The organism is Priestia megaterium (assembly GCF_041941685.1).
GTDB lineage: Bacteria > Bacillota > Bacilli > Bacillales > Bacillaceae_H > Priestia > Priestia megaterium_C.
The window spans coordinates 407,501-433,655 of record NZ_CP130958.1 but is presented as its reverse complement, the minus strand read 5'-3'; the positions used below and the strand labels follow the sequence as shown (position 1 = coordinate 433,655).

25 protein-coding genes, 17 tRNA genes, 1 rRNA gene and 1 pseudogene (1 of these 44 only partly in view) are annotated in these 26,155 nt (G+C 35.6%); 4 read left to right on the top strand and 40 right to left on the bottom strand.

Annotated elements, in window-relative coordinates:
• Positions 1-150: 150 nt before the first annotated feature.
• The 7 genes from Q5794_RS02390 to queG all read right to left on the bottom strand — a co-directional run bounded on the left by Q5794_RS02390 (position 151) and on the right by queG (position 8,819).
• Positions 151-1,047 (bottom strand): cation diffusion facilitator family transporter, encoded by an 897-nt coding sequence (locus tag Q5794_RS02390; RefSeq protein ID WP_057243342.1) that lies wholly within the window; start codon positions 1,045-1,047, stop codon positions 151-153.
• A 144-nt stretch (positions 1,048-1,191) separates the two neighbouring features.
• Positions 1,192-2,223, bottom strand: coding sequence for a DUF3231 family protein (locus Q5794_RS02385; protein WP_374988653.1), 1,032 nt, complete (start codon positions 2,221-2,223; stop codon positions 1,192-1,194).
• Positions 2,224-2,327: 104 nt separating this feature from the next.
• Positions 2,328-3,542 (bottom strand): sporulation protein YhbH, encoded by a 1,215-nt coding sequence (yhbH, locus tag Q5794_RS02380; RefSeq protein WP_374988652.1) that lies wholly within the window; start codon positions 3,540-3,542, stop codon positions 2,328-2,330.
• 288 nt (positions 3,543-3,830) lie between these two features.
• On the bottom strand, positions 3,831-5,726 hold the full coding sequence (locus Q5794_RS02375; protein ID WP_013055179.1) for a PrkA family serine protein kinase: 1,896 nt from the start codon (positions 5,724-5,726) through the stop codon (positions 3,831-3,833).
• Positions 5,727-6,184: 458 nt separating this feature from the next.
• Positions 6,185-6,658 carry a tRNA (uridine(34)/cytosine(34)/5-carboxymethylaminomethyluridine(34)-2'-O)-methyltransferase TrmL gene (gene trmL, locus Q5794_RS02370; RefSeq protein ID WP_016762878.1) on the bottom strand — a complete coding sequence of 158 codons (474 nt, stop codon included), beginning with the start codon at positions 6,656-6,658 and terminating at the stop codon, positions 6,185-6,187.
• Between the two features lie 64 nt (positions 6,659-6,722).
• Positions 6,723-7,610 carry an amidase domain-containing protein gene (locus tag Q5794_RS02365; protein ID WP_192998407.1) on the bottom strand — a complete coding sequence of 296 codons (888 nt, stop codon included), beginning with the start codon at positions 7,608-7,610 and terminating at the stop codon, positions 6,723-6,725.
• A gap of 72 nt (positions 7,611-7,682) precedes the next feature.
• Positions 7,683-8,819 (bottom strand): tRNA epoxyqueuosine(34) reductase QueG, encoded by a 1,137-nt coding sequence (gene queG, locus Q5794_RS02360; RefSeq protein WP_374988651.1) that lies wholly within the window; start codon positions 8,817-8,819, stop codon positions 7,683-7,685.
• A 129-nt stretch (positions 8,820-8,948) separates the two neighbouring features.
• Between queG and Q5794_RS02355 the strand changes: the two genes are divergently transcribed.
• Positions 8,949-9,614 (top strand): B3/4 domain-containing protein, encoded by a 666-nt coding sequence (locus tag Q5794_RS02355; RefSeq protein WP_214987554.1) that lies wholly within the window; start codon positions 8,949-8,951, stop codon positions 9,612-9,614.
• A gap of 115 nt (positions 9,615-9,729) precedes the next feature.
• On the opposite strand, the gene Q5794_RS02350 is transcribed toward Q5794_RS02355, so the two are convergent.
• A tRNA-Gly gene (locus tag Q5794_RS02350) sits at positions 9,730-9,803 on the bottom strand.
• Positions 9,804-10,216: 413 nt separating this feature from the next.
• On the opposite strand from Q5794_RS02350, the gene Q5794_RS02345 reads away from it, so the two are divergent.
• Positions 10,217-11,023: an FRG domain-containing protein gene (locus tag Q5794_RS02345; protein WP_374988650.1), complete on the top strand. Its 807-nt coding sequence runs from the start codon at positions 10,217-10,219 to the stop codon at positions 11,021-11,023.
• Positions 11,024-11,138: 115 nt separating this feature from the next.
• On the opposite strand, the gene Q5794_RS02340 is transcribed toward Q5794_RS02345, so the two are convergent.
• The 4 genes from Q5794_RS02340 to Q5794_RS02325 form a co-directional block, all read right to left on the bottom strand.
• Positions 11,139-11,723 (bottom strand): toll/interleukin-1 receptor domain-containing protein, encoded by a 585-nt coding sequence (locus Q5794_RS02340; protein WP_374988649.1) that lies wholly within the window; start codon positions 11,721-11,723, stop codon positions 11,139-11,141.
• A gap of 4 nt (positions 11,724-11,727) precedes the next feature.
• On the bottom strand, positions 11,728-12,135 hold the full coding sequence (locus Q5794_RS02335) for a hypothetical protein (RefSeq protein WP_374988648.1): 408 nt from the start codon (positions 12,133-12,135) through the stop codon (positions 11,728-11,730).
• Positions 12,136-12,241: 106 nt separating this feature from the next.
• Complete coding sequence (locus Q5794_RS02330; RefSeq protein ID WP_374988647.1) at positions 12,242-12,904, bottom strand: sigma-70 family RNA polymerase sigma factor; 663 nt, start codon at positions 12,902-12,904, stop codon at positions 12,242-12,244.
• Positions 12,905-13,120: 216 nt separating this feature from the next.
• Positions 13,121-13,540, bottom strand: coding sequence for a hypothetical protein (locus Q5794_RS02325; RefSeq protein WP_374988646.1), 420 nt, complete (start codon positions 13,538-13,540; stop codon positions 13,121-13,123).
• 492 nt (positions 13,541-14,032) lie between these two features.
• Between Q5794_RS02325 and Q5794_RS02320 the strand changes: the two genes are divergently transcribed.
• Both Q5794_RS02320 and Q5794_RS02315 read left to right on the top strand, forming a co-directional pair.
• Positions 14,033-14,584 (top strand): site-specific integrase, encoded by a 552-nt coding sequence (locus tag Q5794_RS02320; protein ID WP_102814059.1) that lies wholly within the window; start codon positions 14,033-14,035, stop codon positions 14,582-14,584.
• Between the two features lie 1,319 nt (positions 14,585-15,903).
• A complete protein-coding gene (locus Q5794_RS02315; RefSeq protein ID WP_374988645.1) occupies positions 15,904-16,128 on the top strand; it encodes a hypothetical protein in 225 nt (74 codons plus the stop codon).
• Positions 16,129-16,868: 740 nt separating this feature from the next.
• On the opposite strand, the gene Q5794_RS02310 is transcribed toward Q5794_RS02315, so the two are convergent.
• The 28 genes and pseudogenes from Q5794_RS02310 to rrf form a co-directional block, all read right to left on the bottom strand.
• On the bottom strand, positions 16,869-17,246 hold the full coding sequence (locus Q5794_RS02310) for a hypothetical protein (protein WP_374988644.1): 378 nt from the start codon (positions 17,244-17,246) through the stop codon (positions 16,869-16,871).
• Entirely contained in the window at positions 17,246-17,389 is a 144-nt protein-coding gene (locus tag Q5794_RS02305) for a hypothetical protein (RefSeq protein WP_374988643.1), read from the bottom strand. Before Q5794_RS02305 ends, Q5794_RS02310 begins: the two co-directional genes overlap by 1 nt.
• 23 nt (positions 17,390-17,412) lie before the next feature.
• Entirely contained in the window at positions 17,413-18,051 is a 639-nt protein-coding gene (locus Q5794_RS02300; protein ID WP_374988642.1) for a hypothetical protein, read from the bottom strand.
• Between the two features lie 115 nt (positions 18,052-18,166).
• Positions 18,167-18,559 carry a phBC6A51 family helix-turn-helix protein gene (locus Q5794_RS02295; protein ID WP_374988641.1) on the bottom strand — a complete coding sequence of 131 codons (393 nt, stop codon included), beginning with the start codon at positions 18,557-18,559 and terminating at the stop codon, positions 18,167-18,169.
• Positions 18,556-18,813, bottom strand: coding sequence for a helix-turn-helix domain-containing protein (locus Q5794_RS02290; protein ID WP_374988640.1), 258 nt, complete (start codon positions 18,811-18,813; stop codon positions 18,556-18,558). The genes Q5794_RS02295 and Q5794_RS02290 overlap by 4 nt, the downstream gene beginning before the upstream one ends.
• A gap of 682 nt (positions 18,814-19,495) precedes the next feature.
• Positions 19,496-19,876: a GIY-YIG nuclease family protein gene (locus Q5794_RS02285; protein ID WP_102814066.1), complete on the bottom strand. Its 381-nt coding sequence runs from the start codon at positions 19,874-19,876 to the stop codon at positions 19,496-19,498.
• Between the two features lie 83 nt (positions 19,877-19,959).
• The gene (locus Q5794_RS02280; protein WP_374988639.1) at positions 19,960-20,787 is read right to left on the bottom strand and encodes an abortive infection family protein; all 828 of its coding nucleotides are present in this window, start codon (positions 20,785-20,787) and stop codon (positions 19,960-19,962) included.
• A gap of 103 nt (positions 20,788-20,890) precedes the next feature.
• The gene (locus Q5794_RS02275) at positions 20,891-21,226 is read right to left on the bottom strand and encodes a hypothetical protein (protein WP_374988638.1); all 336 of its coding nucleotides are present in this window, start codon (positions 21,224-21,226) and stop codon (positions 20,891-20,893) included.
• A 36-nt stretch (positions 21,227-21,262) separates the two neighbouring features.
• Positions 21,263-22,045, bottom strand: coding sequence for a hypothetical protein (locus tag Q5794_RS02270; RefSeq protein ID WP_374988637.1), 783 nt, complete (start codon positions 22,043-22,045; stop codon positions 21,263-21,265).
• Positions 22,046-22,060: 15 nt separating this feature from the next.
• Positions 22,061-22,702: an HNH endonuclease gene (locus Q5794_RS02265; RefSeq protein ID WP_374988636.1), complete on the bottom strand. Its 642-nt coding sequence runs from the start codon at positions 22,700-22,702 to the stop codon at positions 22,061-22,063.
• A 676-nt stretch (positions 22,703-23,378) separates the two neighbouring features.
• A pseudogene (locus tag Q5794_RS02260) lies at positions 23,379-24,367 on the bottom strand (tyrosine-type recombinase/integrase).
• A gap of 175 nt (positions 24,368-24,542) precedes the next feature.
• Positions 24,543-24,624: transfer RNA gene (locus tag Q5794_RS02255), tRNA-Leu, on the bottom strand.
• Between the two features lie 30 nt (positions 24,625-24,654).
• Positions 24,655-24,743, bottom strand: a tRNA-Leu gene (locus tag Q5794_RS02250).
• 14 nt (positions 24,744-24,757) lie between these two features.
• A tRNA-Cys gene (locus tag Q5794_RS02245) sits at positions 24,758-24,831 on the bottom strand.
• 32 nt (positions 24,832-24,863) lie between these two features.
• Positions 24,864-24,938: transfer RNA gene (locus tag Q5794_RS02240), tRNA-Gly, on the bottom strand.
• A gap of 5 nt (positions 24,939-24,943) precedes the next feature.
• Positions 24,944-25,018: transfer RNA gene (locus tag Q5794_RS02235), tRNA-Gln, on the bottom strand.
• A 28-nt stretch (positions 25,019-25,046) separates the two neighbouring features.
• Positions 25,047-25,122: transfer RNA gene (locus Q5794_RS02230), tRNA-His, on the bottom strand.
• Between the two features lie 30 nt (positions 25,123-25,152).
• Positions 25,153-25,226, bottom strand: a tRNA-Trp gene (locus Q5794_RS02225).
• Between the two features lie 5 nt (positions 25,227-25,231).
• Positions 25,232-25,315: transfer RNA gene (locus Q5794_RS02220), tRNA-Tyr, on the bottom strand.
• A 10-nt stretch (positions 25,316-25,325) separates the two neighbouring features.
• A tRNA-Thr gene (locus tag Q5794_RS02215) sits at positions 25,326-25,401 on the bottom strand.
• A 25-nt stretch (positions 25,402-25,426) separates the two neighbouring features.
• Positions 25,427-25,502: transfer RNA gene (locus Q5794_RS02210), tRNA-Phe, on the bottom strand.
• A 15-nt stretch (positions 25,503-25,517) separates the two neighbouring features.
• Positions 25,518-25,593: transfer RNA gene (locus tag Q5794_RS02205), tRNA-Asp, on the bottom strand.
• Between the two features lie 3 nt (positions 25,594-25,596).
• Positions 25,597-25,673, bottom strand: a tRNA-Met gene (locus tag Q5794_RS02200).
• A gap of 11 nt (positions 25,674-25,684) precedes the next feature.
• Positions 25,685-25,760 (bottom strand) — tRNA-Val (locus tag Q5794_RS02195).
• Positions 25,761-25,783: 23 nt separating this feature from the next.
• A tRNA-Glu gene (locus Q5794_RS02190) sits at positions 25,784-25,858 on the bottom strand.
• Positions 25,859-25,879: 21 nt separating this feature from the next.
• Positions 25,880-25,971 (bottom strand) — tRNA-Ser (locus Q5794_RS02185).
• Between the two features lie 3 nt (positions 25,972-25,974).
• Positions 25,975-26,049 (bottom strand) — tRNA-Asn (locus tag Q5794_RS02180).
• Between the two features lie 9 nt (positions 26,050-26,058).
• Positions 26,059-26,155 (bottom strand): 5S ribosomal RNA (gene rrf, locus Q5794_RS02175) (it continues 19 nt past the right edge of the window).

Here is a 26,155-nt window from a genome sequence, read left to right as displayed (position 1 = left end):
TTTTATTAAACTTGATTCTTTATAAGTAAAAAATAAGAATCCTTATACATTTTTGATTATAAAACCTCATTATTTTATTATACTTATTTCACTAATTTTTACATCTATAAATAATAAGAAGCAGCGATATAACAATTCGCTGCTTCTTATTTAGTCTGGATAATAAGGATTCAAATGGATTAATACTTCCTGAATATTATCATGCTTTTTCATAAGTGTTGCTTTTATTTCTCGTCCTAAATCATGACCTTCCTTAATTGTTTTAAAGTGGTCAATTGAAATACGTACATCTACTAATATGTAATGGCCATGTTCTCTTGCTCGAACGCGATCAATCCGCTTCACATCTTCAAATTCATAAATGCTTTCTTCAAGTTCTTTCAGTAGCTCTTCATCAATATTGCCTTCCATTAAGATTTGAAAAGACTCTCCCATCATTTGTCTGGCAATGTTAAAAATTAAACAAGCAACAAAGATACTTGCTATTTTATCTCCGTATAACAGCAGTTGAACATCCATTTTATCACCAATAATCGATAATAAAACACCAATTGCCGCTGCAATAGAAGCAACAATATCTGCTTTATGATCAAAGGCAATTGCCTCAATTGCCTTACTGTGGTGCTGCTTCGCTACGTTTAAAGAATAACGGTACAACAATACCTTTGCTATGTATGAAATAACAGCAATCCACATGGCTAAAATATTTGGAGATTCGACCGGATGGAATAAACCAACGACTCCTTCAAATACCACATAAAATGATACAAGCAATAAAATAATTCCTACGATTCCTGAGACAATCACTTCTGCTTTTCCATGTCCATATGGATGGTCATCATCTGCTGGTTTATTTGCTACTCGTATAACCAACAAGACAATAATAGAGGCAAATACGTCCGCTGCAGAGTGAATACCATCAGCAAATACAGCATCACTATTTCCAATCCATCCTACTATTACTTTTCCTAGCGTAAGGGCAATGTTGCTCCATACGCTAATCCATGCTACTTTTTTCGCAATGGACTCCCTTATACTGTTGTTCATTTGCACACCTCGACTTACTTCTTGAAAAATCAGCTTTTTTATCTTATCACTGCTCATTCAAGTGGGTCTAGAGCAATCTATTTTCACTTAGCTATATATGTTTCGGTACCGCAAAATTAATGATAATCTACAACATACTCCTTATTATTTCTCCGCCAACTTCTTACGGTCTGTTGCCATTGGAGGTTCTTCCATCCAACCTTGCTCAATCATAATCCGAATTCCATCTTTTCCATACTTCCCTATACGCCCGATTAGCTGAGAAAATTCTACTGCGACATCCGAACGGAACGACATAGACAAGCCAGCACCACAGTTATCAATAGCGATTGTCACCGCTGTGGAAGTATAATACATCATCAGTTTATCTGAAAACGGTGAAATCGTTGAGTTGGTTACATATGCATCAAGCAGACGCGGACTTGGTAGGTCAGCTTCAGACAATAACTCAGTGAATTGCTTGATTTGCTTACTCGCAAGTTTAACTCCATCAAAAAAATAAGAGCGTAATTTTTGTGTGGTAGCTACTTGACTAAATGCCAGCATCAGCGTTTTACCTAATACATTTGTATTAACAATTTCTTGAATAGCCGTAACCTCCAAAGAAGTTAGAGGATGCATTTGAGAGAAAAATGGTGATATAAACGTTTTCTGGTCCACAAAATTCACTTTTACCGGATAAGGAATAACCGGAGGTCTCATCAGCATGCTTTTTCTTAAAATAACGTGGTTAGAATCCTCTAAAAGACTGTCGCTTTCTTTTACACATCGAGACAGGTGATCATAAATATCTTGCCTTCTCACTGCGCTTAGGGCTCTGGCATATTTCTTCATACCTCCAATTGCCATTTCATTTACATAAATAGCCATAAAAATATCATCAAATAAAGCAGGAACTCCTTTGTTCACATCTTGTTCCCCAAAACCTACTGGTATTGGAATTTTTTCCGAACTGAATAATTCCGTCAATTCGTCTACATGAGTTTGTGAAATCTGATGGGCTTTTTTTAAGAGCTCCTTAATCTCGGCATCTTTTACAACAGATAGAAAATACCCAAGAACACATACATACAGCGTATCGCCTAAATATTGCGCCCATAAGTAACCTAACTCAGCTGCGTTCAACCGCTGATTTTGTTGATGTTTTTGCATTTCGCTCTTTATATTTTCGTTCATTCACTTATTCTCCTTTTGGATAAAGTCGTACTTTTACTATCTCCAAAGAAGCGCTGAATAAACCGCATAAAAAAGACCTAGATAACAAGTCTAGGCCTTTTAGGTTAAGCATATTTCTGGTCTTCTGTTTCTTTTCTAAAAAAGCTTTTCATCGCGTGAAAAACGTCTGATTTTTGTTTTAAAATAAAGTGTCTAAAACTTTCGTCTTGAATATTTTTGTAAGCAGACATTAAAGTGGAATGTCGATTGTACTGATTCACTTCCCCATATCCAAACATATTTGACACTTTCATTAATTCATTTACTAACTTTACACACCTTGCGTTATCTGAAGTTAAGTTATCGCCATCTGAAAAATGAAACGGGTAAATATTATAGCGGCTCGGATCATACTTTTGGTTAATTAATTCAAGCGCTTTTCGGTAAGCAGATGAACAGATGGTTCCTCCGCTTTCTCCTTTAGAGAAAAAGTCTTCTTCTGATACTACTTTCGCCTCTGTATGATGCGCAATAAATTCAATTTCCACTGTTTCATATTTCGTACGTAAAAAGCGTGTCATCCAAAAGAAAAAGCTTCTTGCCATATACTTTTCCCATATGCCCATCGAACCGCTCGTATCCATCATAGCTAAGACGACTGCTTTCGATTCTGGCTTTATAACTTCATTCCACGTTTTGAATTTTAAATCCTCCGGATAAATAGGATGAAAAGCAGCCTTTCCTGTCATTGCATTTCGCTTATAAGCGCTCATCATCGTTCGTTTTTTATCAATATTCCCCATCAAACCTGTACGTCGTATATCATTAAATTCAATGTGTTCCACAACAATTTGATCAGATTCTTTTCGCTGAAGATTAGGCAGTTCTAATTGAGCAAATAAGGCCTCTTGAAGCTCCATAAGAGACACTTCTGCTTCAAAGTAGTCTTCTCCAGCCTGGTCACCTGCTCCTTGACCTTTCCCTGCTCCTTTTTGACCATCTCCAGCAGATCCATCACGTGCTACTACATCCCCAACTTTACTGTCTCCATCACCTTGACCCACATGTTTGTTTTTATCATAATTGTACCGAATTCGATATTCATCCAATGATTTGATCGGAATTTTAACAACTTCTCTTCCATTGGACATCACGATATTTTCTTCTGTAATTAAATCCGGTAAATTATTTCTAATTGCTTCTTTAATTTTTTCTTGATGTCTTTTTTGATCATCGTGGCCTTTACGATGGAGGGACCAGTCTTCTTTTGAGACAGCAAAACTTTTATCTACTTCTTTTCCCACGCTATTCCCCTCCTTATTTAAAAAACACCTGCACATTTTTACTCGGCATGCATAAGCTATACCGAAAGTTTCTGACAAATACCTTTAGTTCAAAGGTTGGTTACTCTTATCCTATGCGCAAGAATGGTATACTTGCTAACTAATTCTTTCACTATTAACTATTCATTTTATAGTGTCTAGTGTCATGTATATGTTTATGACTTATCATATGATGGTTAAGTGCAATGCGTACTACACATTAGCCTAATTATGCAGAGTTTATTTTAAGAGATAAGAAAAACATGGCACAGATCGGAAGTGCCATGTTTTCTTGTTAGTACTGAGTTATCGATTTAACAAACTTCCTACATAGCGCAGCAGTTCATTAGCAGATACTGAATTGTATCCATGCTCATCAATCAATCGAGCCACTACTTCATTTACTTTCTTCAGCTGCTGCTCATCTGGTGTTTTAGTGGACGTTGTAATTTTCACTACGTCTTTTAAATCCGCAAACAATTTTTTCTGAATCGCTTCGCGTAAGCGCTCATGGGAATTATAATCAAATCGTTTTCCTTTACGTGCATAAGCCGAAATACGAATTAAGATTTCTTCGCGGAATGCTTTTTTTGCATTTTCTGAAATACCAATTTGTTCTTCAATTGAACGCATTAATTTGTCATCTGGATTTAACTCTTCTCCTGTTAGCGGATCACGAAGCTTATTTTTGTTGCAGTATGCTTCGACATTATCTAAATAATTATCCATTAATGTTTTAGCGGACTCTTCATACGAATAAACGAAAGCTTTTTGCACTTCTTTTTTAGCAATTTCATCATATTCTTTACGCGCCAGAGAAATATAATTCAGGTAACGCTCTCGATCCTCAGCAGAAATAGACGCATGCTGTGCTAACCCTTCTTTCAATGAACGCAGTACATCTAATGCATTGATTGATTTAATATCTTTTCGAATGATGGTAGATGAAATGCGATTAATGACATAACGAGGATCAATACCGCTCATTCCTTCATCCGTATACTCTTTTTGTAACTCTTCTACGTCTGCATCGTTATAGCCTTCTACAGATTGACCGTCGTATAGGCGCATTTTCTTTAATAAATCGATATCGCCTTTTTTAGGCTCTTTTAATCTCGTTAATGTAGTAAAGATAGACGCAATACGTAACGTATGAGGGGCAATATGAACATCTGATACGTCACTTTCACGAATCATTTTGTCATAAATTTTTTCCTCATCACTCACTTTTAAGTTATATGGAACAGGCATTACAATAATTCGCGAATGCAAAGCTTCATTTTTCTTATTGGAAATAAACGAGCGATACTCTGTTTCATTTGTATGCGCTACGATTAATTCATCTGCACTAATTAAAGCAAATCTTCCTGCTTTAAAGTTTCCTTCTTGGGTTAAAGAGAGTAAATGCCATAAAAATTTCTCATCACATTTTAACATCTCCTGGAACTCCATCATTCCCCGGTTTGCTTTATTAAGCTCTCCGTCAAAGCGGTAAGCACGCGGATCTGACTCAGATCCATACTCTGCAATTGTTGAAAAGTCAATGCTTCCTGTTAGGTCGGCAATGTCTTGAGATTTCGGATCAGAAGGACTGAACGTTCCAATTCCAGTTCGTTTGTCCTCTGAGAAGAAAATGCGTTCGATAATGACGTCTTCAATTCTGCCGCCATACTCTTCCTCTAATCGCATTGTATTTAAAGGAGATAAGTTTCCTTCGATTCGGATACCATACTCTTCAAAGAAGTCTTTACGTAAATGATGTGGAATTAAATGCAGCGGATCTTCATGCATTGGGCATCCTTTAATAGCGTAAACAGCTCCTCGATCAGTAAGCGAATAAGCTTCAAGCCCTCTTTTTAACATGGTCACTAGCGTCGATTTACCACCACTTACTGGACCCATTAAAAGTAAAATACGTTTACGAACATCTAAACGCTTTGCAGCTGGATGAAAATATTCTTCCACCAAGCGTTCTAGCGAATCTTCAAGTCCAAACATTTGTCCACTGAAAAATTTATAATGTCTTTTACCATTTACCTCTTCAATTCCTGCATCCTTTATCATGTTGTATACTCTAGAGTGTGCAGGCTGAGCAATTAAAGGCTCATCTTTAATCAGCTTTAGGTACTCTTCAAATGTCCCTTCCCACTTAAGACGATTCTCTTCTTCGCGGTATCTTTCAACTTTCTTTAATATATCCATTAAAGGACCTCCCCTACTAGTTATGGTGCTAGTGAACAAGATTAATACAATCTATGCAGCAAAATGTTTGAACATGCTTTTTAAATTGTAAAATTCAGAAATTTGTCCTTGCTAAGCATTCACAGTGAAGTATTTATTAGCTATAATAAAAGAGTAAGAAGGAACGGTTAAACTTTGTTAGAGAACTTATGTCTCTAGAAGAGTTATTTTGTCATTATTATCATCATGAGATATCGGAAGTCGGTTTTAACTGCAGTAGCTGTATAATCCTTTTAATTAGATTGAGGAGGAAAATCAATGCGCTTACTTTTAGTATTAGGAGTAACAATTGCTTTTTTAGCATCCATCTTCAGAGCGGGATACAATGATAAACCGGGCGTTAAAAAATAACCACTACATATCATCGTCGACATAAATAAAAAAGCGAGGTTCAATAAAATTTGAACCTCGCTTTTTACTTAAGATAAACCAGCATAATTTTGTTGACGCAGCGCTTCATAGATTAAAATAGCGGCTGTATTAGATAAATTTAAAGAACGAACATTTTCTGTCATCGGTAAACGAAGACATCTTTCCATGTTCTCTTCAATAATGTGCTTTGGCAGACCCTTTGTTTCTCTTCCAAATACGAAGAAATGATCCTGCTCTAAGTCACTATAATCAAATGTTGTATGTGGCTGCTGACCAAATTTTGTGATGAAGTAGAAACCTGCTTCAGGATACTTTTCGAATACTTCTTCTAATGAATCATGATACACCACATTTACAAATTCCCAGTAATCCAATCCAGCTCGCTTTAACATTTTATCATCTGTTGAAAAGCCTAACGGCCGAACTAAATGCAGCGTCGTATTTGTTGCTGCACATGTTCGCGCAATATTTCCTGTATTTGCTGGAATTTCTGGTTGAAATAACACTACGTGTACTCCCACAAATTTTCACCTCTGCTAACAAATCTATTCATCATTATACCACTAACTTGCTAAAACGAAAGTGTTACCGATCAACGATATGGAAAAAATCATACTTAATCTTTGGCGTGTAAGCCGTTGAATCTTCATAAGCCCAATATCTCATTCGACTATTATACGTGTTTGCATTCACAAGAGGCATAGCGTGACCGTCTTTTGCTACAACAATCGTCGTATGATTCCATCTTCCATCTCCTTCAAAATCGTAGCAGATAACGTCTCCCGGGACAAGTTCGCTTGCTGAAGATTTCCTCACAGCCCGAAGTCCTGATTTGGAGTTACTTAAATAGCTGTGCATGGAATGAGCAACTGCCCAGCTATAGCTCCAGGCGTTCCCTCTCATCCACCATCCGTTTGCTTTTTTAGGATATCCCCGCATCGGCGCCTTTCCTGCATGCAAACACTGTGAAATATAGTTGGTGCAGTTTACCTCAAACTGCTTATAACTTTCATTAGGTTTATCCCAATATTTTTCTGCATACTGAACAGCCGCAAGACGATCATAATAAGAGGCTCTTTCTTCGTCTTCCTCTACTTCTTCTACATCCATTTCAACCTCATCTTCAGAAAAGTCCTTTACCAGCAGCTCATCTTGAATAAGCGTATCTTTATAAAAAAGAGCTAAACGATCTTCAATTTCTTCTTCTATATAGAAAAAATCGTTTTGTTTTAAAAATGCTTGAATGTGCACCTTATATAATACTCTAGTTTCTTCCTGATCCGTATGAGCAGATTGAATAGAACCTTTCATATTACATTTTAAAACATCAACTTCTCTTTTTTTTATAAGAGACCGCTTTAGCTCACACTGCTGTTCAATGAAAGGCTTGAAGTCTTCATGCAGCTCACCTTTTACATAGCTGTCCGCACGTGCTTTAACTAAAGTATATAATACATTCCTTTTTGTTAGCATAATGTCACCACTTTTCTAAGCGTTTATTATACGCTATGACTCATTAGCTAACTTTATCAATAAAAATACGGTTTAGATCTCTTGAAGCATCTCTATACCTTTTGACATTTCTTCAATTACTTCTTGGTCCTTTTCTTGTTCTCTTAAGTTCATAAGTGTATCTAACGCTTCTTTATCGCCAATTTTGCCTAACGCCCATGCCGCTGTTCCTCGAATGACAGGGCGAACGTCATTTTTAATTAACTCAATTAAATCTGGAACGGCGGTTTGATCTTTAAAATGGGCCAGTGCAATAATGGCATTACGCTGAATTGGCTTTTTCCCTCTCCAAGACCCTGAAACATGTCCAAATTTCTCTTTGAACTCACGATTACTCATCGTTAAGAGCGGTTTTAATTTAGGCTTCGCAAGTTCTGGGTCAGGCTCCATCTCAGGGTGATAATGAAAGTCTTTTCCTTTATTTTCAGGGCACACAGTTTGACATGTATCACAGCCATATAAACGATTGCCTAATTTACTTCGAAATTCTTCAGCTAAAAATCCTTTTGTTTGGGTTAAAAAGGCGATGCATCGCTGCGAATTCAGCTGACCGCCTGTTACAAGCGCACCTGTAGGACACGCATCAACGCACTTATTACAAGTACCACAACCTTCCTCTATCGGTTTATCAGGAGGAAACGGGATATCTGTAATCATTTCTCCTAAATACACGTAGGAACCGAATTCAGGTGTAATAATGGCACAGTTCTTACCGCTCCAGCCAATACCAGCTCTTTCTGCTACAGCTCGGTCCGACAGCTCGCCTGTGTCTACCATCGATTGAAGGATAGCTGCAGGTACTTTTTCTTTTATGAAGGTTTCAAGCTTTTGAAGCCTATCACGTAGAACCGTATGATAATCTTGCCCCCAAGAAGCACGGCAAAAGATTCCTCGGCGATCTTCCTTTGTGCTCTTTGGTGCATCCTTTAATTTAGAAGGATATGCAAGTGCAATTGAAATAATAGATCTAGCTTTTGGAACAACTAATGTGGGATCTATTCTCTTTTTAATATCAGGTTCTTCAAAGCCTGAAGCATAACCTAACTCTTGCTGTGCTAACAATCGATTCTTTAACTCATCAAACATAGAAGCACTCGCAAATCCAATCTTATCGATTCCAATCTCTTTGCTGTATGAAATAATTTCTTCCTTCAACTGATACGCATTCATAGTGAGTAATGGCCTCCTTTCTAAGAAATTCTATATATTCATGCATTGAACTGTTTTCTCACTCAATGAAATGATAGGATGGTATCTATAAACGAACAAATACTAATTATAATAGAAAGGATCAAAAAAATGAACTTTACATTATCGCCCGCTATTAAACAGCTTTGCCCTTCTTTTAAAATGGGAATCATTCAGTATAAAAATATTGAAGTTGGTGATTCTCCTCAAATGCTAAAAGGACGTTTGCGCCTCTTTCAAGAATCCATTTATTTCGACCTTGAGTCAAAAAAAGTAACAGAATTCGAAGGTGTTAGCGAGTGGAGAAAGCTTTTCAAAACATTTGGAACTGATCCAAGTAAATACCGTCCTTCTATAGAAGCTTTAATTAGAAGAATAGGAAAACAAACGTATTTGCCTTCTATCAATTCTGCTGTGGACATTAATAACTTTTTTTCATTGCAATATGAAGTCCCAATTGGAATTTATGATTCCTCTAATTTAGAAGACCCCATCGAATTTACTATCGGTAAAAAAGAAGAGTCTTATGAAGCTCTAAATGAACGTAATATTTCTTTAGAAAATAAAATCATTTCAAAAGATGCCCTAGGAGCTTTCGGAAGCCCTTATGTCGATTCTAACCGAGCGTACGTAACTGAAAAGACAACACAAGCTGTACAGTTCATTTATTTAAAGCCTTCACTTTCAGAAGAACAGGCTTATAAACTAACTAAATCCCTAAGTGACATGTTCATTCAAATTCACGGCGGCGAAGCAACCTATCAAGTCATTAACTGATGTACGTAAATATAGCGTCTATCTTGAAAAGATAGACGCTATATTTACGCTAAAAATAAAAAACGCAACATCTCGGCTTTGAAAGCGAGACACTGCGTTGTGATAACAATATGTATGGAGCGGGTGATGAGAATCGAACTCACGACATCAGCTTGGAAGGCTGAGGTTTTACCACTAAACTACACCCGCAAATATTATCAAAATTTGTCGACCGATAAGTAAAAATAAAAACAGGAATCATCCTGTCAAGTAAAGCTAAAGTACCGATGGTCGGGGTCGAACCGACACTCCCGAAGGAACACGATTTTGAGTCGAATAGTTCCTCTTTAACCACAAGTAGTTACCGTTTATTACAACAATACTAAGTAATTCTACAGTAAATATATCTTGTACTTAAAAGCTGTTCACACGATTGACTAACAAAATCTATTATATACCCGCTTGTCGAACTTTGCAACCCTCTTTTTTAATTTTCGATTAAATTTTTTTAGCTTTTGTAAAGTTAATTTAACTAATAAAACGTCAGCTACATTTTCGTTCCATTTAATACAAGTATTAGTTAAAATTTCATTATAATAATCAATTTATTGGGGGTCATATTGATGTGGAAAGAAGTACGAATAGATAATTGGCAACATTATAATCAAATTATATCTCAACTTAATCCTAATGACTGGATATTTAGGGGACAAAGTTGGGTCGAATGGAAAATACAAACTTCCCTTCATCGAGAACTTTTAAAATTTATTGAAACTAATAATGAAGTAGGTGTAGAAATAGAAAGAAAAATGAGAAATGAATTTTTATCTTCCTTCCATCTTTACTCTTCTTACCTATTTAAAGAACCTTTAGATGAGGACATTGACAAATGGATAGAATACCGTCTAGAAGTTTTAGCAACGATGCAACATTATGGAAGTCCTACTAGGCTGTTAGATTGGACTCATTCACCTTATATAGCTACTTTTTTTGCATTAGACGGTGCTACTGGCGACTTTTGTATTTATGCCCTCAATACACGTATCCTTGAAAAGTGTAATAAAGAAATGTTTGGTTCTGCGTATAATCATCGTAAAAACTTGGCCTTTTATAGACGTGGGACAAAAGATGATTTTGTTTTCCCATATGAACCTCGTCAAAAAAATGAAAGACTTAGAAAACAACAAGGGTTATTTTTAGTCCCTAGTGTAACGGATAAAAGTCTAGATGAACTACTTGAGAATTACCGAATAAAGGATGGAATGCTTCAGGAAGAAGAAGTTGCATTTAAATACATTTTTAGTAAAGAACATATTCTAGATTATTGGATAAAGTTAAAACAAATGAACATTACTCACGAAACAATCTATCCAGGTTTCGAAGGTTTTTGCAAATCACTAAAGCTTAATATTTTAAATTTTAAAAAATAATACCAAATAACAAAAGGACGCTATACCTTCTTAAATTGGTACAACGTCCCTTTATTTACTTAAGGCCACCATTAAGTCTTATTTCAATATGTTTTTATTTTCTTTACTATTATGGCTATTTACTGGATTTCTTGTGAATTTTATTTAACGATTTAATAAGTTCATTTACCGATTCCTTGTAATTTTGTTTATTAAATCTTAGATAAAGAACACCGTCTAGCTGTTTTGGCATTTCTGCCTCATCAATAACTATTGGCACAATCTTCTTTTTTTGACTTATAGCTGCATCTAATTCTATATTACAATATTCAGAGGAATTATATTCGTTGGAAATAAGCACTATAACGTAATCTGCATCCTTTATACCTTTTATCATACCTGTGGCGATGTTTTCTCCGACCGATACTAAATCCTCAACTAACTTGATATTTAAATTAGATAATTCCTGTTTAAGCTGATACACAAATTCTTTATCAACAAAGTTATAGCTGATATACACGTTTGGTTTTTTCTTTATAAAATTTCGAAATAATGTAGAAAAAACAACTCCAAATATCACACCTGCCACTATTCCACTTACCATAGAAAATATATCTTTCCAAGATAACGAGTCAATAATAGAGGAGGAGTCTATTAACTTAATAAAAATTAAACCCAATGCAATTACCTGAATAACAAGTAAAAAATGTCTTTTATTCACTATTTTAACCCCCTATTATGTGAAAAACAAAGAATAAAACTATAAGTCCATAAATATTAGGGATTATAATTCCTATCCAATTTAGTTTACCTTGATTATCCCATCCATAACTTCGAATTATGTGTGAAATTATCCACAATCCTACGATTAAGAGGACTATTGTCCAATTATTCATTTCATATTCTATATGGGGTTTTTCTACACTCATCCTATATTGCTTTGCACTCTCAACTGCATAAATAAGAACTGATGAAACTGATAAATCTATACCTATAGCCCAGTCTTCCTTGTTATATCTTTGCAGATGAGTATCATTTTTACTTACTCTTTTTACAAAAACTACAAAAAAAGTAGTAAGAAGTGGGATACAAAAGTTAAAGAAAAAGGGAGAGGCTAAAATTTCACTATCCATGCAAAGTATTCCTCCAATTACCATATTTAGCTTAATAGAATTATTTTTTCATATTTTTAAAAATTTGTATACATTTACTTATAATATAGACAATAACTTTATCTCATTAAAGTAAACAATTGCATGTGAAATTTAACTTTATTTTCTCCAATCCACTTTTCAAAATCCGCTTCACCTTCGTATGATGATTTATTTCATGTATTCTTCCAAGTTCTGTGTAAGATAGATTTGGACATTCTAAGTATGTTAACAGTACGTCTTGTTCCTGTTTACTACAAACTTGTTCAATCACTATTTTTGTCTCTACCTTGTTTTCGAATCTGTACGGACTCATATCCTTGTAGCTAACTGTGCCATAATTGGCTTTTCTCTTATCAGTTCTTAGATTGTCTCTAATAAAATTCAATCCTTTTTGCTTAAAAGCATTCGGCAATTTCTCAAACAGATAATATTCGTCACTCCAAGAATGAGACATAGTTACCTCCCAAGACTTCTGAACAAAGATTGATTCAAAGTCCTCTCGACTAAAACCGTGCCTCCCCCAATCTTTCATGAACTGGTTCACACTGTACCTTATTAATTCCTTCATTACAGAGTGCATATAGAGAACACGGAAAGCATCTTCCCCTTCATCTAGTTTTAACATCGAGTATTGTTCCCACTTCTTTTCTAACGCTAAAATCTTGTTAACCTTAGCTTCAGTTCGATAGATACGATGAATACGTTTCAATTTAGCTTCTTGTTCTTGTTTTAGTATTGTCTTTCCCATAGTTGTCTCTCCCAAAGAAATAATTTATATTTATTTAATTTTTTTCAGTTATTTGTGCGATTTCCGATTAAAACCGTGTATTGAGTGAATGTAAGTGAACGAAAGAAGTCCCTTAACTAACGTCCAACTAATTAATGGTTGTGGTAAATATGTAAGAATAGTGACTAAAAAGCACAAAAAAAGAACGGCTTATTTGCCGTCCTGAGTTAAACCGTTCTATTTCCAATGTAATGTTTCTAACACTTCACCTGTATGTTCATTAATTATATGTCCGATGTTACAAGGCTTAACTAGCCAGCTATTGACTAACTTATTTTTATTACGTATTACTTTATTTTGATGCACTCCAAGAAAATCTCCAGCCTCAGTATATTTTTCAAAGTACACTATTTTATCACCTTTAATAAGACTAACGATGTATAAAATCTCTTTAGAAATTAATCTATTTAAAACATCTAGTACTCTAAGTTCTCCCTTCATTTCCTTCTGTAGAAGCCATGTGTTGAAATAAAATTTTTCATATGCATCAAACCCTCTATAAGTTTTCCAATCAACATTAGCAAATTTGTCTTCGAATAATGATAAGTCTTGTACCTGTAACATATCAGTAAAAGCTTTTAACTGGTTATATTCCATTACATACACACTTCCTTCCTATTTATCAGTACTCCTTTACCTCCAGTAGTAAGTTACATTCAAGGTTAGAAATTTTTTCGAAGAAAATTTTTTCACTTTTTTAATATTTTGTCAGAGGGATTTACTTTTAAGCGAATGAATCAATTTTATATGTAACATTCGGCAGTACATTTTTGTTATCCTTCTGCTTTCCACCTCTGGGATGATTGGCGTAGTACCCACCTCACCATATCCCCACCTAAAGACTTTCATGTATAACTAAATAAGTAAAAGATATATTTATCTTTGTAGTCTAAGCTTCTTTTCGTAAAAACAAATATAAAAAACATCATTAATAAATGTACAAACAATGTATGAATTTAGATAAAAACATACATTCATTTCATTTTTTTTATTGACTTTAACAATGATTAGATGTTACTCTGAGTTCATCAAATAAAAACGTACATTCAAAACATTGAATTCACTAACTTTAAGGAGTGCTATAACATAATGAATCAAATTAAAGATGTTCAGCCAATTCGAGATAAGCAATTAATAGAAGATATGAAATGGAGTTTAAAGCGTCACTGTTCAGAACGTGATTACATACTATTTTTGATTGGAATAAATACGGGACTACGAGTTGGAGATTTGTTAAAGCTAAAAGTTAGCGATGTACGTCGTAAGAAGAGAATCGTTATACACGAAGGAAAGACAAAAAAGCCTAGAACAATAAATCTAAGCAACATATATGAAGAAATTCAGGATTACATTAAGACAGTTGATAGCGAGTACATGTTTCCTTCTCGTAAAGGGGATAAACCTATTACCACTACCCAAGCATATAGACAGTTAAATAAGGCAGGGAACATGGTTGATATAGAAGACGGCATAGGCACTCATACAATGCGAAAAACTTTTGGATATTGGTTCTATAAGCAAACTAAAGACGTAGCAAAATTACAAATGATATTGAATCATTCACATCCAGAAATCACGTTAAGATACATAGGAATTACAGATGAAGAAATTGAAGATAGCTTGAATACATTTGTACTGTAAGAGATGTTGGGGACTTCCCCTGCATCTTTTTATTTTGGCGATTTTTCTATATAGCCATTGCTTCATCAATAGTAATGTAATGTATCATGTTACGCATTTACTTATGCCGCAAAATGTCGTTATCCCTTACGTAGCAATACTTTAGCATACTAATGTAACAAATGGAGGTATTGCAGTGCGTTACACGTCGAGTCCATTTCTTGGGTTTTACTACCTGTCACCCACCCTATCGCTAATTCATTGCTAATGACCTCTTTACTGGTTGTGCGGGTTCATATATTAATGACCTGATGATACTTTTTTGATACTTGAGGGTAACACATCTTCAAGCTACTAACTCGCATTCACGTTATATTTACAGACACCTTCATCGTATTGCCCTTTTTATTGGTTATTACGAAGTATACATATCAACGGATGGTGCTTTTCTCACTCTTGGGGACAACTCATCTTCAAGTCATTGTAGTGAACCCTCCATGTAATCAAATCCCTTTTTAACGGTCATCTATCGCCTATCTAATGATTTTACCTAACGTCTATCTAGCATTTTTTCTATCTGACTATACGTTTGGGTTTCTAATTTCAATTCACCTAATAAAGTAAAATAATAAATAACACGTTAACGTTGTTCTATTAGTAATATATATCACGAAATTTCGCATTTAGATGTATGGTTAGTATTTCATTAGCTTCTAGGGCGTTTCTCTGTATAAAACTTTTCTGTATTTTCGTCTGATTATCTTAATTATGTTGTTGGAGGGTTGTGAGGGAGTAAATATGATGAAAACATCGGGTAAACAGTACATCTTCTATATTAATAAAGAGAGGCTAAATACACTTATTAAATGAACAAGCATATATCTTATTGGCAAAAAATGCGGATACTGAACTTGTGGGGGAATACATTTGATTTAGTTTAGTAATTCGCGTGTGAACACTTATACAAATGGAGAGGAACAAAACTAAAATCATTTGGCACTTCTCTTATATTAAAGATATAGGGGCAAATTTGTAGCTAAACATTCATCGGAAAATTTCTTCACCAAGCAACAAGGACAGTTTACTTTTTTTATCAATTAAATAAATAGACCAAAGAGAAAGGAGGACACTTCCCAATGGAATTTAACTATACTAAAAAAGACAACGAACAATCATTCAGCTTTAAAATGACATCCGCATACTTAATAGCACTCGGAACAATTATCATCAATTTCTTTTAATATACTATATGCCCCTGTCTCTAAACTCATTGATGAATAGATAGTATGCTAAAATAAAAGAATGTAATACAATATTTTGAAAGGATGGTAATAATACCTATGAACAATGAAAAAGAAACTATCAAAGAAGCAAAACAAAGCGAATTGGCAGTTAGTTCATTTACTGTTGAGGAACTAAGCTACCTGCACAACCTCTTAATGGAACGTGAAAAGGTCATTCTTAATCAAAATGGAAAAGGTATGACAGAAGAAGAAGTAGACCATGAAGGACAATTTCTAATGGAAGTTGCTGAAAAAATCTTTACTGTGCTTCCTAAAGAATAAACTATACGAATTACTCTTTGTTTTACACTTTCCCCACCTTTATTGGTGGGGAACTATTATTAGACATAAAAAAAGAGACAAACAATCAACCAAGATTATCTCTCTATGATGTAGCTTATTGTATTTTGATTTATGTATCGCTGCTAAACACTTATCAATATTAAGACCAATGGAAGTACATTTATGACTTATACCCTTCAATCGTTATTTTTATTAAAATAAACGCTGTAATGACGGGCATTCAACATACTGTCATTAGTCTTAATAAAGGTGTTTTACTTGTTATTCATGTAGTATTTATTATTCGTTCTTCGACGTGCTACCTTTTTGCAACGGTCTGAACAATACTTACTAACGCTTGATTTCGGTTTGAACTGCCTTTCACATATCGCACAATCTTTATAGCTATACACAGTTCCATCTGTTTCTATGTTCTCTTGTATACCAGGTGCGACGAATTTATTAAAATAACTGCATTCCACTTCTTCACAGAGAAACTCTTTACCACGATATTCAAATGGTGTTACCAATGGACATTTAACATTCCTAATTAAACACGTACCATTTTTATAGTTTGCACATTGCCTTTTTACTACTTGCTTACGATTTGCCTTATAATTCATCTTAATTACCCCTTTGTTTTAATAATACAAAAAGGCAGAAATCTAGTAGACCTCATGCCTTTTTTCTTGAAGAATATTTTTCAAAAATCAATATCTATATACAGAAGAGAAGCTTCTTTACCGGCCTTTTTCTTCAAATTTAGCTTGTCGATTAGCCAATGACTTCCTATAGTCACGACGCTTAGCCTTGTATTCGGCTAGTGCTTCTGCACGTTGACCATAACCATAAGCAATTTTGGTAGCTGGATTAGCTTTCATAATGTCTTCACGCGTTAATTCTCTAGGCTTACTAGTAAATAAATCGTCCCCACGTTGTTGTGCCGCTTCTTCATAGCCGGCTGTCATCATTGAAAGTGTTTCTACTGTAGATTTAAATTGTTGTTTTGATGCAATTCGTGGTGCTTCACCTCTATCCACGTACTGATTATATAAGTCTAATGCTTCTGTATCTCCGTTCATTGCCTTTTCTTGTAGTTCTCGTACTTGATAATCCATTATTTGATAACCCCTTTAGCTAGTTTTTGTTTAATATTTTCTAGGGCGTCTATATCCCCCATATTCCGTACTTTATTGATAAACAGGTCTATATTAATTCTCGCTAATTTACCACGTCTAAACGCTTCTAAAGCTTTGTCCATTTATTTATGTCTCCTTTTGAAATTCACTTCTTAAAGATGTCTTTATTCTTGTTTGTAACAAAGGTTAATTTGCCATCCATTAGTGCATCGCGTAATTCATCGTTGTACATCATTGGAGAATAATGCCCGTCCATCTGATAACGTTGGTTAAGGTTTAATTTGAAGTCGTCCCGTGGGTCACGTCTTGTAAGCCCTACACGATTTTCAATGTCTCGGAATGTTCGTGAATAATTACTGTTATAAGCTTTCTTCTTTTCTGTGTACTCGATAACCTTATTTAGATACGCTAATTTAAGGTCGTTCATTTCGTCGAATAACCCGAGGAATTCTTCGCCCTTATCCTTTACATAGTCCTTACGTTCTTCGTCGATAGCGTCCTTTTGCTTCTCCATCTCAGACTGAATAACCGCGTCAATTTGTGATAGCTGAAATTGTGCCGTTTGTAATTCTCCGCGAACCTTGTCTAAGTCACTTTGTAGCTTCTTATTAGGTTCCTTGTCCTCTAAAATAGCTTCGTTAAAATCGTCCTGTACTGCTTGATATAGTAGGTTAGCGTCTTCTTGCAGCTTCTCAATGTTTTCATGTAGTTTAGTACGACGTTTTTCCCCTTTGTCCAATAATTTGTTTACTCGCTTAATAGCGTCACCTTTGAATAATGCCATAATAAAAATACTCCTCCATTAATTTGATTTAATAATGACTTAGAACTATAGAGATTAACTACATTGTTATGTGCTAATCTCTATACTCTTTGTTGTTTCTTAGAGAAGAACCTGATTAGCCTTTTAATAATCTTTTCAATTCTTCTAACTCTTCTTCACTAACAGCCCTATCAGCAGGATTAATTTCCTGTTCTTCTATTACCATCTCTTTCTTATCAGCATATAGCCCATGAACTTTTGCATACAGTTCCATATGCTTATAAGAACCCGCTTGCATTTTTTCACTAAGCACTTGATAGAATCTTGGTAAATCATTCGTACTCATTTCTTTTTGAAATGTTGAATGTAGCTGTTTCCCATGATTACTGTTTTTCCATAATGACAATGTCTTACGAGAAATGCCGTGCGATTTAGCGATTTCCTCCATTGTTTCTCCATCTAAGACCCTTGAAAAAGTATCATTTAGAATTTCAATTTGTTTTTGGGTTAAGCGTGAATCTTTTTTCATTCATCAAATTTCCCTTCTTCCCACTCAACAATAAGTGTTATTCCGACTAGTTGGCTATTTGTCACTCCAACCTTTCTTAATTCACGTAACAATCTAATTTCACTCAACTTCGATATACTATGAACCTCCCGTTCTAATTTAGATAAATGACGGTTAGAAATCCCCGCCCCTTTTGCCAAATCCATGGCAGAAACACCTTTCAAGTTACGTGCCATTTGAATAACTTTTCCACGCAGCTTAAACTCATCTTTCATAATCGAACCCCCTTTTTCGATACTGTTTTAGCGATTAATCAATATTTTGTTACACCCTTATATAAATTTTTTAAGACGGCTATACACCGCCTTACCAAAAAGGATGTCATTTATGGCATAGAAAACACGTAAGCATTTCCTACTCTTTATGTCTTTCTAAACGATAAAAATACAAGGGTAATATAAAATATTTTTATTACTATTAAGGCATAAGAAAGAGACCCTTCGCGAAAGATTCGAGGGCCTGTTACATAATTCGGTATACACAAAAACGACGGGAACTATTTTCCCGCCTAATCTCTATTATATCTTTAGAATATAAATAATAATTTAATTCTATATTGTATTACAAAAGAGTTCTGAACGAAGTGAAAGAACACGCCGATAGGCGTAATATCTTTTGATTACTTTTGCTAAAAGAATATACCTGTGCTTAAATCCTAAAGAATTTGGCTAACGCCTTGTTTTTAAACGGTTTATTTAACGTTTTACTAACACTTCTTTCTAATACTTAATACATTCAAATAAGGCTTTTTACAAGCAAATTAAATATTAAATTTTTGTGACAAATTATAAACCTCGCCATATCAACGTTTCTAAATGTAACTTTTTTAGTGACAAGCTTGTATACAATTACTTCCATACATTCGTTAAGCACTAAAAATGGGATTCTAAACAATCTCTACAACTCTTCTTCCCTAAAGATAAGTTTAAATGAGACCTTTCTAAGATTATATGGTTCACGTTCATTATAAACCGGCTTTAAACGGTGAATAAGTGAATCTTCAAGATAAGTTCTAGCGTTTTCATTCTCTTCTATATAAAACTGAATATGAGTGATATCCTTCGCAAAACCTTTATAGTCATCTCTAAGGTGTTCTAAAAGTCTTCTCCTTAAATCGATACTCCTACCAACATAAAGGCATTCTTTCTCTTTCCACAACACGTAAACGGCTTTGGTACTACGTTTAATACCGTTAAGATAGAAATTGTAAAAAATCCCTTTATTATTTCTCTGCCTATTTGGAAACAATTTTTGGCTGTTCTGTGATTGTTTATACATGAGGCACCACCTTTGATTTTTATAAAATTATGCCCAAAATAATTGCCAGTATAAACTTTCAAGCGTACAAAGAATTTAAACTATTAATTAGGAGTTTGAGATGATACGACTTCTGAAAGATGAATTTTCCCTAACTTTCTTTGGTACTCATAAGTATCAAACAAAAAATTAACGACTGTTTTTGCTGAATTTACAACAAGTAAGGCGTGGTGTAAGCTTGGACTAACTTTTCTAGTATGTCCATCTCCTCCTATGTTTCGTACCTCGTTCAATCCCTGAACTACCTGTATTAAACCACTTATAACCTGTTGAAGAGACTGGTGAAGGGCTTCATTACTAGGGTCTAAATTTAGATGATTGCGTACTCTCTTAAACAGTTTAGGCAAGTTAGGAGACCCCTCCACATCCTGACCTTCGATATTATAGATAATCTCTTTACATACACCTTCTATTAGAGACCTGGCTGAAGTCAAAGCACCCGAATAATCTCCTGTTTCGACTCTATTTTCACATTTACTAATGTCCTCTAATATGTGGTTGTAGCTTAATTCTTCAGGTACTTCACATTTAATATGAACAATTTGAACATCAATACTTTTCATCTCTATATCATCAATGAATGAATTGAATAGAGTAGAAATAAGATTTAAAGCTTCAGCATAATCACTAGTGTCAAAATGAATAGTTAAAATTAACTCTTCCACATTTCTGGAGTTTATTAATTCCTGTGGCTTTTCTATTGACTTCTTTTCACAAAGCTTAAAAATTATTAGCCTTGCTTTACGAAAATCTTTATCATCTAAAAATAAATTAAAATCCACCGAATCATTGCGGGTACTCAAATAATTATCATATGTTCTTCTCAAATCATTTTTGCATTTTTCTAATAAGTCTACAGTTGGATTTCCCAACTAATTCCCCTCCCCCTTTATTTTCTAACTATATCTATATTTTACAATACTTTATATAAAAAAGGACACTCTTATAGAGGTGCCCTAAATCATGTAATTCTTTTTACTTATCTTCTTCCTTACAAATAGATTCAAAGATTTCAGAGGCAGGTGTACGGCTTTCTAGACGGTCATTGATACGGTTCAAAATCTCCATAATTTCAGCTTTTTGATTAACCTTCTTCAAAATTCCTTTGTCTATACTATCTATTTTTTTTTCCAATCGTGATAGACCTTTACTAGTCTCGTCCAGCATAGCAAGAATTTTTTCAGCTTTCTCAGCGTTATTTTCGACTAACTCAGCGATATTATCCAACCTAACATTGTCTTCTTTCATCATTTCAGATGTTTCTTTTACTGACGCTAGAATCTCTCTTATTTCTTTCTCATATGTTTCCATTTGTATCCCTCCATTATGAATCAATTGCTTAACAATTTATTTCGATTGATTACTCTCTTTTATTTTTATTTGCTTTACAAGAGTCTCATAAAATTCTTTAAAAAGTTCATTAACAGTGTCTAGGAATTCAAAAGAAGCCTTATCCGTAAGAACAAGATACCCATATTCAAGATTCACTATCCCATTTCCTAAATAATCAATAGCTTTTTGAAGACCTTCTCTTCTTCCAGGGCTGTCCATATATGAAAAGCCGTTAGTATTTCCAAGTTCATGCACAATACAGTTTCGTAATTTGTTAAATGCGTCTAATCTCTTCCATTTATCTGAAAAAGAAGTGATATCAATATTAGCACAATTTCTCAGATACTCTTTGGCTAAAAATATTCCTGTATTTCTACGTCCTGTTCTCCGTTTAACTCCTTCACGGTAATCAGTTAATGACATTGCATTCATTAGCACACCACTTCTACTACACGCATTTAAAAGCCTTTCTTCTGTAAAGCTATAAATACTAGTGATTAGTGATTGTCTTAAGAGGTTTGGATATTGCACCTTATATTTGGTAATTTCATCTAGCTTATCAATATAAGTTAACCTTACGCTTTCTCCATTGGGGTTCTTTCCATAATAGTACATTGATTCATCTTCGGATTTATTATATAGTTCATCTTCCATCGTTTCTGCATATTCCCTCAAGTTCTTTGTTACTCTCTGGATTAGAACTTCGTAATATACATCGGGTGTTAATTCCCTGTAGCCTCCTACTGTAACCCCATTGCTATCTTTTTCTTCATATCTATACTCTTCTTTAATAGTCATTAACATCACCTCATCCTAGAGTTTTATCAACTTCTGTAATTGTTCTTTTGTTAGCCACGGTCTTTTTCTATGCAACATCCTATGGCAATTCGAACAAACCATTGCTATATCTTCTACTTTTGTAGCATATTCTTCTTCACCTTCCGAAACAGGCATAGTATGATGTCCTTCTATAAAATCTTGTCCAATCTCACCATATGTTTTATAAAAGTCAAAACCACAAACTTCACAAAACAACTTTCCATCATGTTCTTTCTTGAACTTCTCTTTGGCTAATTGGATTACCCTTGGGTTTCTTTCTCTGATAACATGTTGAACTAACTTTTTTCTTCCTTCCCTAAATCCTAGGTCATCGTCTGTTAAAGATACGGTATTTTCCTTAGGTTCAAATATTCTTAAGCCCCAATAACCATTTCCCTTGCCTCTTACTGCATAGAAAATATCCTTTTCACTACCGACTTCTCCTGTATAAATATCACAGTCACTAGAGTAATGATATATCGTACTTCTTATCCTATCTCTCCAATGTTTATTTTGGCTAAAATCCATGAGATTTCTATCTTCTATCCTTTGTGCTATATCTGCTAAAGAAGCCTCTCCGCCTAATTCCTCAAGGGCTTCAATTATTTCATCTATCCATCTTCTTGGCTGCACCACTGTCTTGTCTACCTCCCCTTTATTTGAACTTCAGCTACCTCTTATGTATAGATAAACATACCAAACTTTAGCATTATTTTGTTAATAAATGTATTGACTTTAACCTTTTCTTTTCACTGAATTAATCCAGATTGTCTAGGAAACATTGGACAGGAGAATGACTACCTTTAAAGCACAAAAAAAATAAAGTGCAATAAAAGTAGCCGTTCTAATTACTGAATTGAACCGAGTTGTTGAGGGTTCCACCGTATCACCTTGTTTGAACGCTTGGATTTCTCCAACAACGAACTTTCTACATGCAAAGCTAGTCCTACATGCTTTTAAGTCTATTCGTCGCTACCTGCACCTTAATACACCTAGCTACCAAACCGAACCGTTTATGGGCGTTCTCCCCTAGACTAGTTGCGAGGTAAACAAGGAAATCACTCATAATGCAACTACGATTCCACTTTCCGACATTGGCTGAATCTCACCTGTTCAAGTTTAAATTACGTGTGTTAGGTCATTCCACGATGAATACCCACACTTCATTTCCTAAAAAAGACAATAGGAAACTAAACCCCTTGCATTATATTTTTTAAAATCCTATAATGAAGGTGCTAAATGTATGGGATATCCTGTATTTAGCTTTATGATGGTATTAGGTCACGCGGTGCGAACGCGTGGCTTTTTCATTTTAAATACGCTTATTTATTGCTTTTAAAGGTGAAAATTCTTTATGCCTTTCCCTTACATCAGTTCCAAAAAGATTTACATACGTTTTAACAATTTCCATGCTGGTATGTCCTAAAATAGCTTGTAACTCAAAAATATTAGCACCTTGCTGAACACTTAATTTAGCAAATGTATGTCTAAACGTGTGGCAGCTACAGCGAACACCTTTAAGTTTTGCTTTTTCCCCATACCTTTCTATTCTGGTCTGAACTCCACGCTTCGTTAAAGGGGTGCCATCCACTGTTACAAATAAGGCATCACTTTCTACATAGCCACGAATAGCAATGTATTTTTTAAGCTGGTTCTTCATTTCTTTTTGAATAGGAACTAAACGTTCGCGATAACTTTTAGCCTGACGGATACGCACAAGACTGTCCTCCCACCGAATATCAGCTAATGACAGTCCAACTAATTCATTTACACGTACTCCAGTTTCAAGAAAGAACATCATTACAGTATAGTCACGCACACCTGTAAATGTTCTTAAATCAGGTTGACGGAATAACTTATTAAGCTGTTCCTTTGAGAAGGTAGGAATAACTTTTTTCTATCCTTTAGCAGCTTGATATTCTCCATAGGGTTTTTAGGAATGTGTTTTTGCTTCTGCAAAAAATTATAAAAAGCACGTATGGCACGTAAACGGGTGTTAATAGTAACTACTCGAAGTCCTTTATAATTACGCATATACAAAATTACATTCTCTTTAATATGTTCTTCAGTAACGTTATAGGGTTTTAATACTGTAGTGTCGATGTCCTGTTCCCTTAATGAATTAAGAAAAGCATTTAACTCGTTTAAGTAATATTGAATAGTGAGTGGTCTAAGGTTTCTTAACTCACAGTCCTTTACGAACAAATCAACAGCTTCCTTAAACGTTTCAACATAGGATTTCGTTTTCTTCTCAATAATCGCTAGTTCATAATCATCTAAATTGTTACTCCTTCTGGACAATTAAAGACCACCTTTCCTAAGTATGAACACGATTTTAAGTACACGATTGAAAATTGTACTTAAGCGAAAAAAGACAAATAAAAAACGCCTCTACAAAACTGTAGAGACGTTGTATAAACGTTGATATTACTTAATTCTATTGTAATTACGGTATGTAATAAAAGTAAAGCTAAAGTACCGATGGTCGGGGTCGAACCGACACTCCCGAAGGAACACGATTTTGAGTCGTGCGCGTCTGCCAATTCCGCCACATCGGCAAAATAAAAAAGGCAAGTTAAAATTATAAATGGTGCCGAGGGCCGGACTTGAACCGGCACGGTAGTCACCTACCGCAGGATTTTAAGTCCTGTGTGTCTGCCAATTCCACCACCCCGGCAGCTTGTAAATAAATGGAGGCGGCAACCGGATTTGAACCGGTGATAAAGGTTTTGCAGACCTCTGCCTTACCACTTGGCTATGCCGCCATTTACTCAAGACTAAATAACTTTATTAAAATTGGAGCGGAAGACGAGGTTCGAACTCGCGACCCCCACCTTGGCAAGGTGGTGTTCTACCACTGAACTACTTCCGCAAATATGGCTGGGCTAGCTGGATTCGAACCAACGCATGACGGAATCAAAATCCGTTGCCTTACCGCTTGGCGATAGCCCAATATTGGAATATGCATATCGTTTATAAATGGGGCGACTGATGGGAATCGAACCCACGAATGCCGGAACCACAATCCGGTGCGTTAACCACTTCGCCACAATCGCCACGTATATATGCAATGTTATCTTTATAATTGGCAGGGGCAGTAGGAATCGAACCCACACTGACGGTTTTGGAGACCGTAGTTCTACCTTTAAACTATGCCCCTGTAAATGGTGGAGGGGGGCAGATTCGAACTGCCGAACCCGAAGGAGCGGATTTACAGTCCGCCGCGTTTAGCCACTTCGCTACCCCTCCACAATAACTGTGGTGCCGGCAAGAGGACTTGAACCCCCAACCTACTGATTACAAGTCAGTTGCTCTACCAGTTGAGCTACACCGGCATTTTAAAAACATTTGTTTTTAAAATGGTGGCTCGGGACGGAATCGAACCGCCGACACAAGGATTTTCAGTCCTTTGCTCTACCAACTGAGCTACCGAGCCTTATTAAATTTAAAATGGCGGTCCCGACGGGAATCGAACCCGCGATCTCCTGCGTGACAGGCAGGCATGTTAACCGCTACACCACGGGACCACTTGGTTGCGGGGACAGGATTTGAACCTGCGACCTTCGGGTTATGAGCCCGACGAGCTACCGAACTGCTCCACCCCGCGATGATAATATATGGTGGAGGATGACGGGATCGAACCGCCGACCCCCTGCTTGTAAGGCAGGTGCTCTCCCAGCTGAGCTAATCCTCCACTATTATGTAGATAAAAATAAATGGTGACCCGTACGGGATTCGAACCCGTGTTACCGCCGTGAAAGGGCGGTGTCTTAACCGCTTGACCAACGGGCCACTGTGCTAATCAAATAAAAATGGCGGAGAGCAAGGGATTTGAACCCTTGAGACAGCGTTAACCGCCTACACGATTTCCAATCGTGCTCCTTCGGCCACTCGGACAGCTCTCCAAATGGCTCCACAGGTAGGACTCGAACCTACGACCGATCGGTTAACAGCCGATAGCTCTACCACTGAGCTACTGTGGAATAATAACAGCCTGGCAACGTCCTACTCTCACAGGGACAAAGTCCCAACTACCATTGGCGCTAAAGAGCTTAACTTCCGTGTTCGGTATGGGAACGGGTGTGACCT

Bases quoted from the DNA above. Each gene is read 5' to 3' on its own strand.
- Q5794_RS02390 (WP_057243342.1), bottom strand. From the start codon at position 1,047: ATGAACAACAGTATAAGGGAGTCCATTGCGAAAAAAGTAGCATGGATT.
- Q5794_RS02385 (WP_374988653.1), bottom strand. From the start codon at position 2,223: ATGAACGAAAATATAAAGAGCGAAATGCAAAAACATCAACAAAATCAG.
- yhbH (WP_374988652.1), bottom strand. From the start codon at position 3,542: ATGTGCAGGTGTTTTTTAAATAAGGAGGGGAATAGCGTGGGAAAAGAA.
- Q5794_RS02375 (WP_013055179.1), bottom strand. From the start codon at position 5,726: ATGGATATATTAAAGAAAGTTGAAAGATACCGCGAAGAAGAGAATCGT.
- Q5794_RS02365 (WP_192998407.1), bottom strand. From the start codon at position 7,610: ATGCTAACAAAAAGGAATGTATTATATACTTTAGTTAAAGCACGTGCG.
- queG (WP_374988651.1), bottom strand. From the start codon at position 8,819: ATGAATGCGTATCAGTTGAAGGAAGAAATTATTTCATACAGCAAAGAG.
- Q5794_RS02355 (WP_214987554.1), top strand. From the start codon at position 8,949: ATGAACTTTACATTATCGCCCGCTATTAAACAGCTTTGCCCTTCTTTT.
- Q5794_RS02345 (WP_374988650.1), top strand. From the start codon at position 10,217: ATGTGGAAAGAAGTACGAATAGATAATTGGCAACATTATAATCAAATT.
- Q5794_RS02335 (WP_374988648.1), bottom strand. From the start codon at position 12,135: ATGGATAGTGAAATTTTAGCCTCTCCCTTTTTCTTTAACTTTTGTATC.
- Q5794_RS02330 (WP_374988647.1), bottom strand. From the start codon at position 12,904: ATGGGAAAGACAATACTAAAACAAGAACAAGAAGCTAAATTGAAACGT.
- Q5794_RS02325 (WP_374988646.1), bottom strand. From the start codon at position 13,540: ATGGAATATAACCAGTTAAAAGCTTTTACTGATATGTTACAGGTACAA.
- Q5794_RS02320 (WP_102814059.1), top strand. From the start codon at position 14,033: ATGAATCAAATTAAAGATGTTCAGCCAATTCGAGATAAGCAATTAATA.
- Q5794_RS02315 (WP_374988645.1), top strand. From the start codon at position 15,904: ATGAACAATGAAAAAGAAACTATCAAAGAAGCAAAACAAAGCGAATTG.
- Q5794_RS02310 (WP_374988644.1), bottom strand. From the start codon at position 17,246: ATGGATTATCAAGTACGAGAACTACAAGAAAAGGCAATGAACGGAGAT.
- Q5794_RS02305 (WP_374988643.1), bottom strand. From the start codon at position 17,389: ATGGACAAAGCTTTAGAAGCGTTTAGACGTGGTAAATTAGCGAGAATT.
- Q5794_RS02300 (WP_374988642.1), bottom strand. From the start codon at position 18,051: ATGGCATTATTCAAAGGTGACGCTATTAAGCGAGTAAACAAATTATTG.
- Q5794_RS02295 (WP_374988641.1), bottom strand. From the start codon at position 18,559: ATGAAAAAAGATTCACGCTTAACCCAAAAACAAATTGAAATTCTAAAT.
- Q5794_RS02290 (WP_374988640.1), bottom strand. From the start codon at position 18,813: ATGAAAGATGAGTTTAAGCTGCGTGGAAAAGTTATTCAAATGGCACGT.
- Q5794_RS02285 (WP_102814066.1), bottom strand. From the start codon at position 19,876: ATGTATAAACAATCACAGAACAGCCAAAAATTGTTTCCAAATAGGCAG.
- Q5794_RS02275 (WP_374988638.1), bottom strand. From the start codon at position 21,226: ATGGAAACATATGAGAAAGAAATAAGAGAGATTCTAGCGTCAGTAAAA.
- Q5794_RS02270 (WP_374988637.1), bottom strand. From the start codon at position 22,045: ATGACTATTAAAGAAGAGTATAGATATGAAGAAAAAGATAGCAATGGG.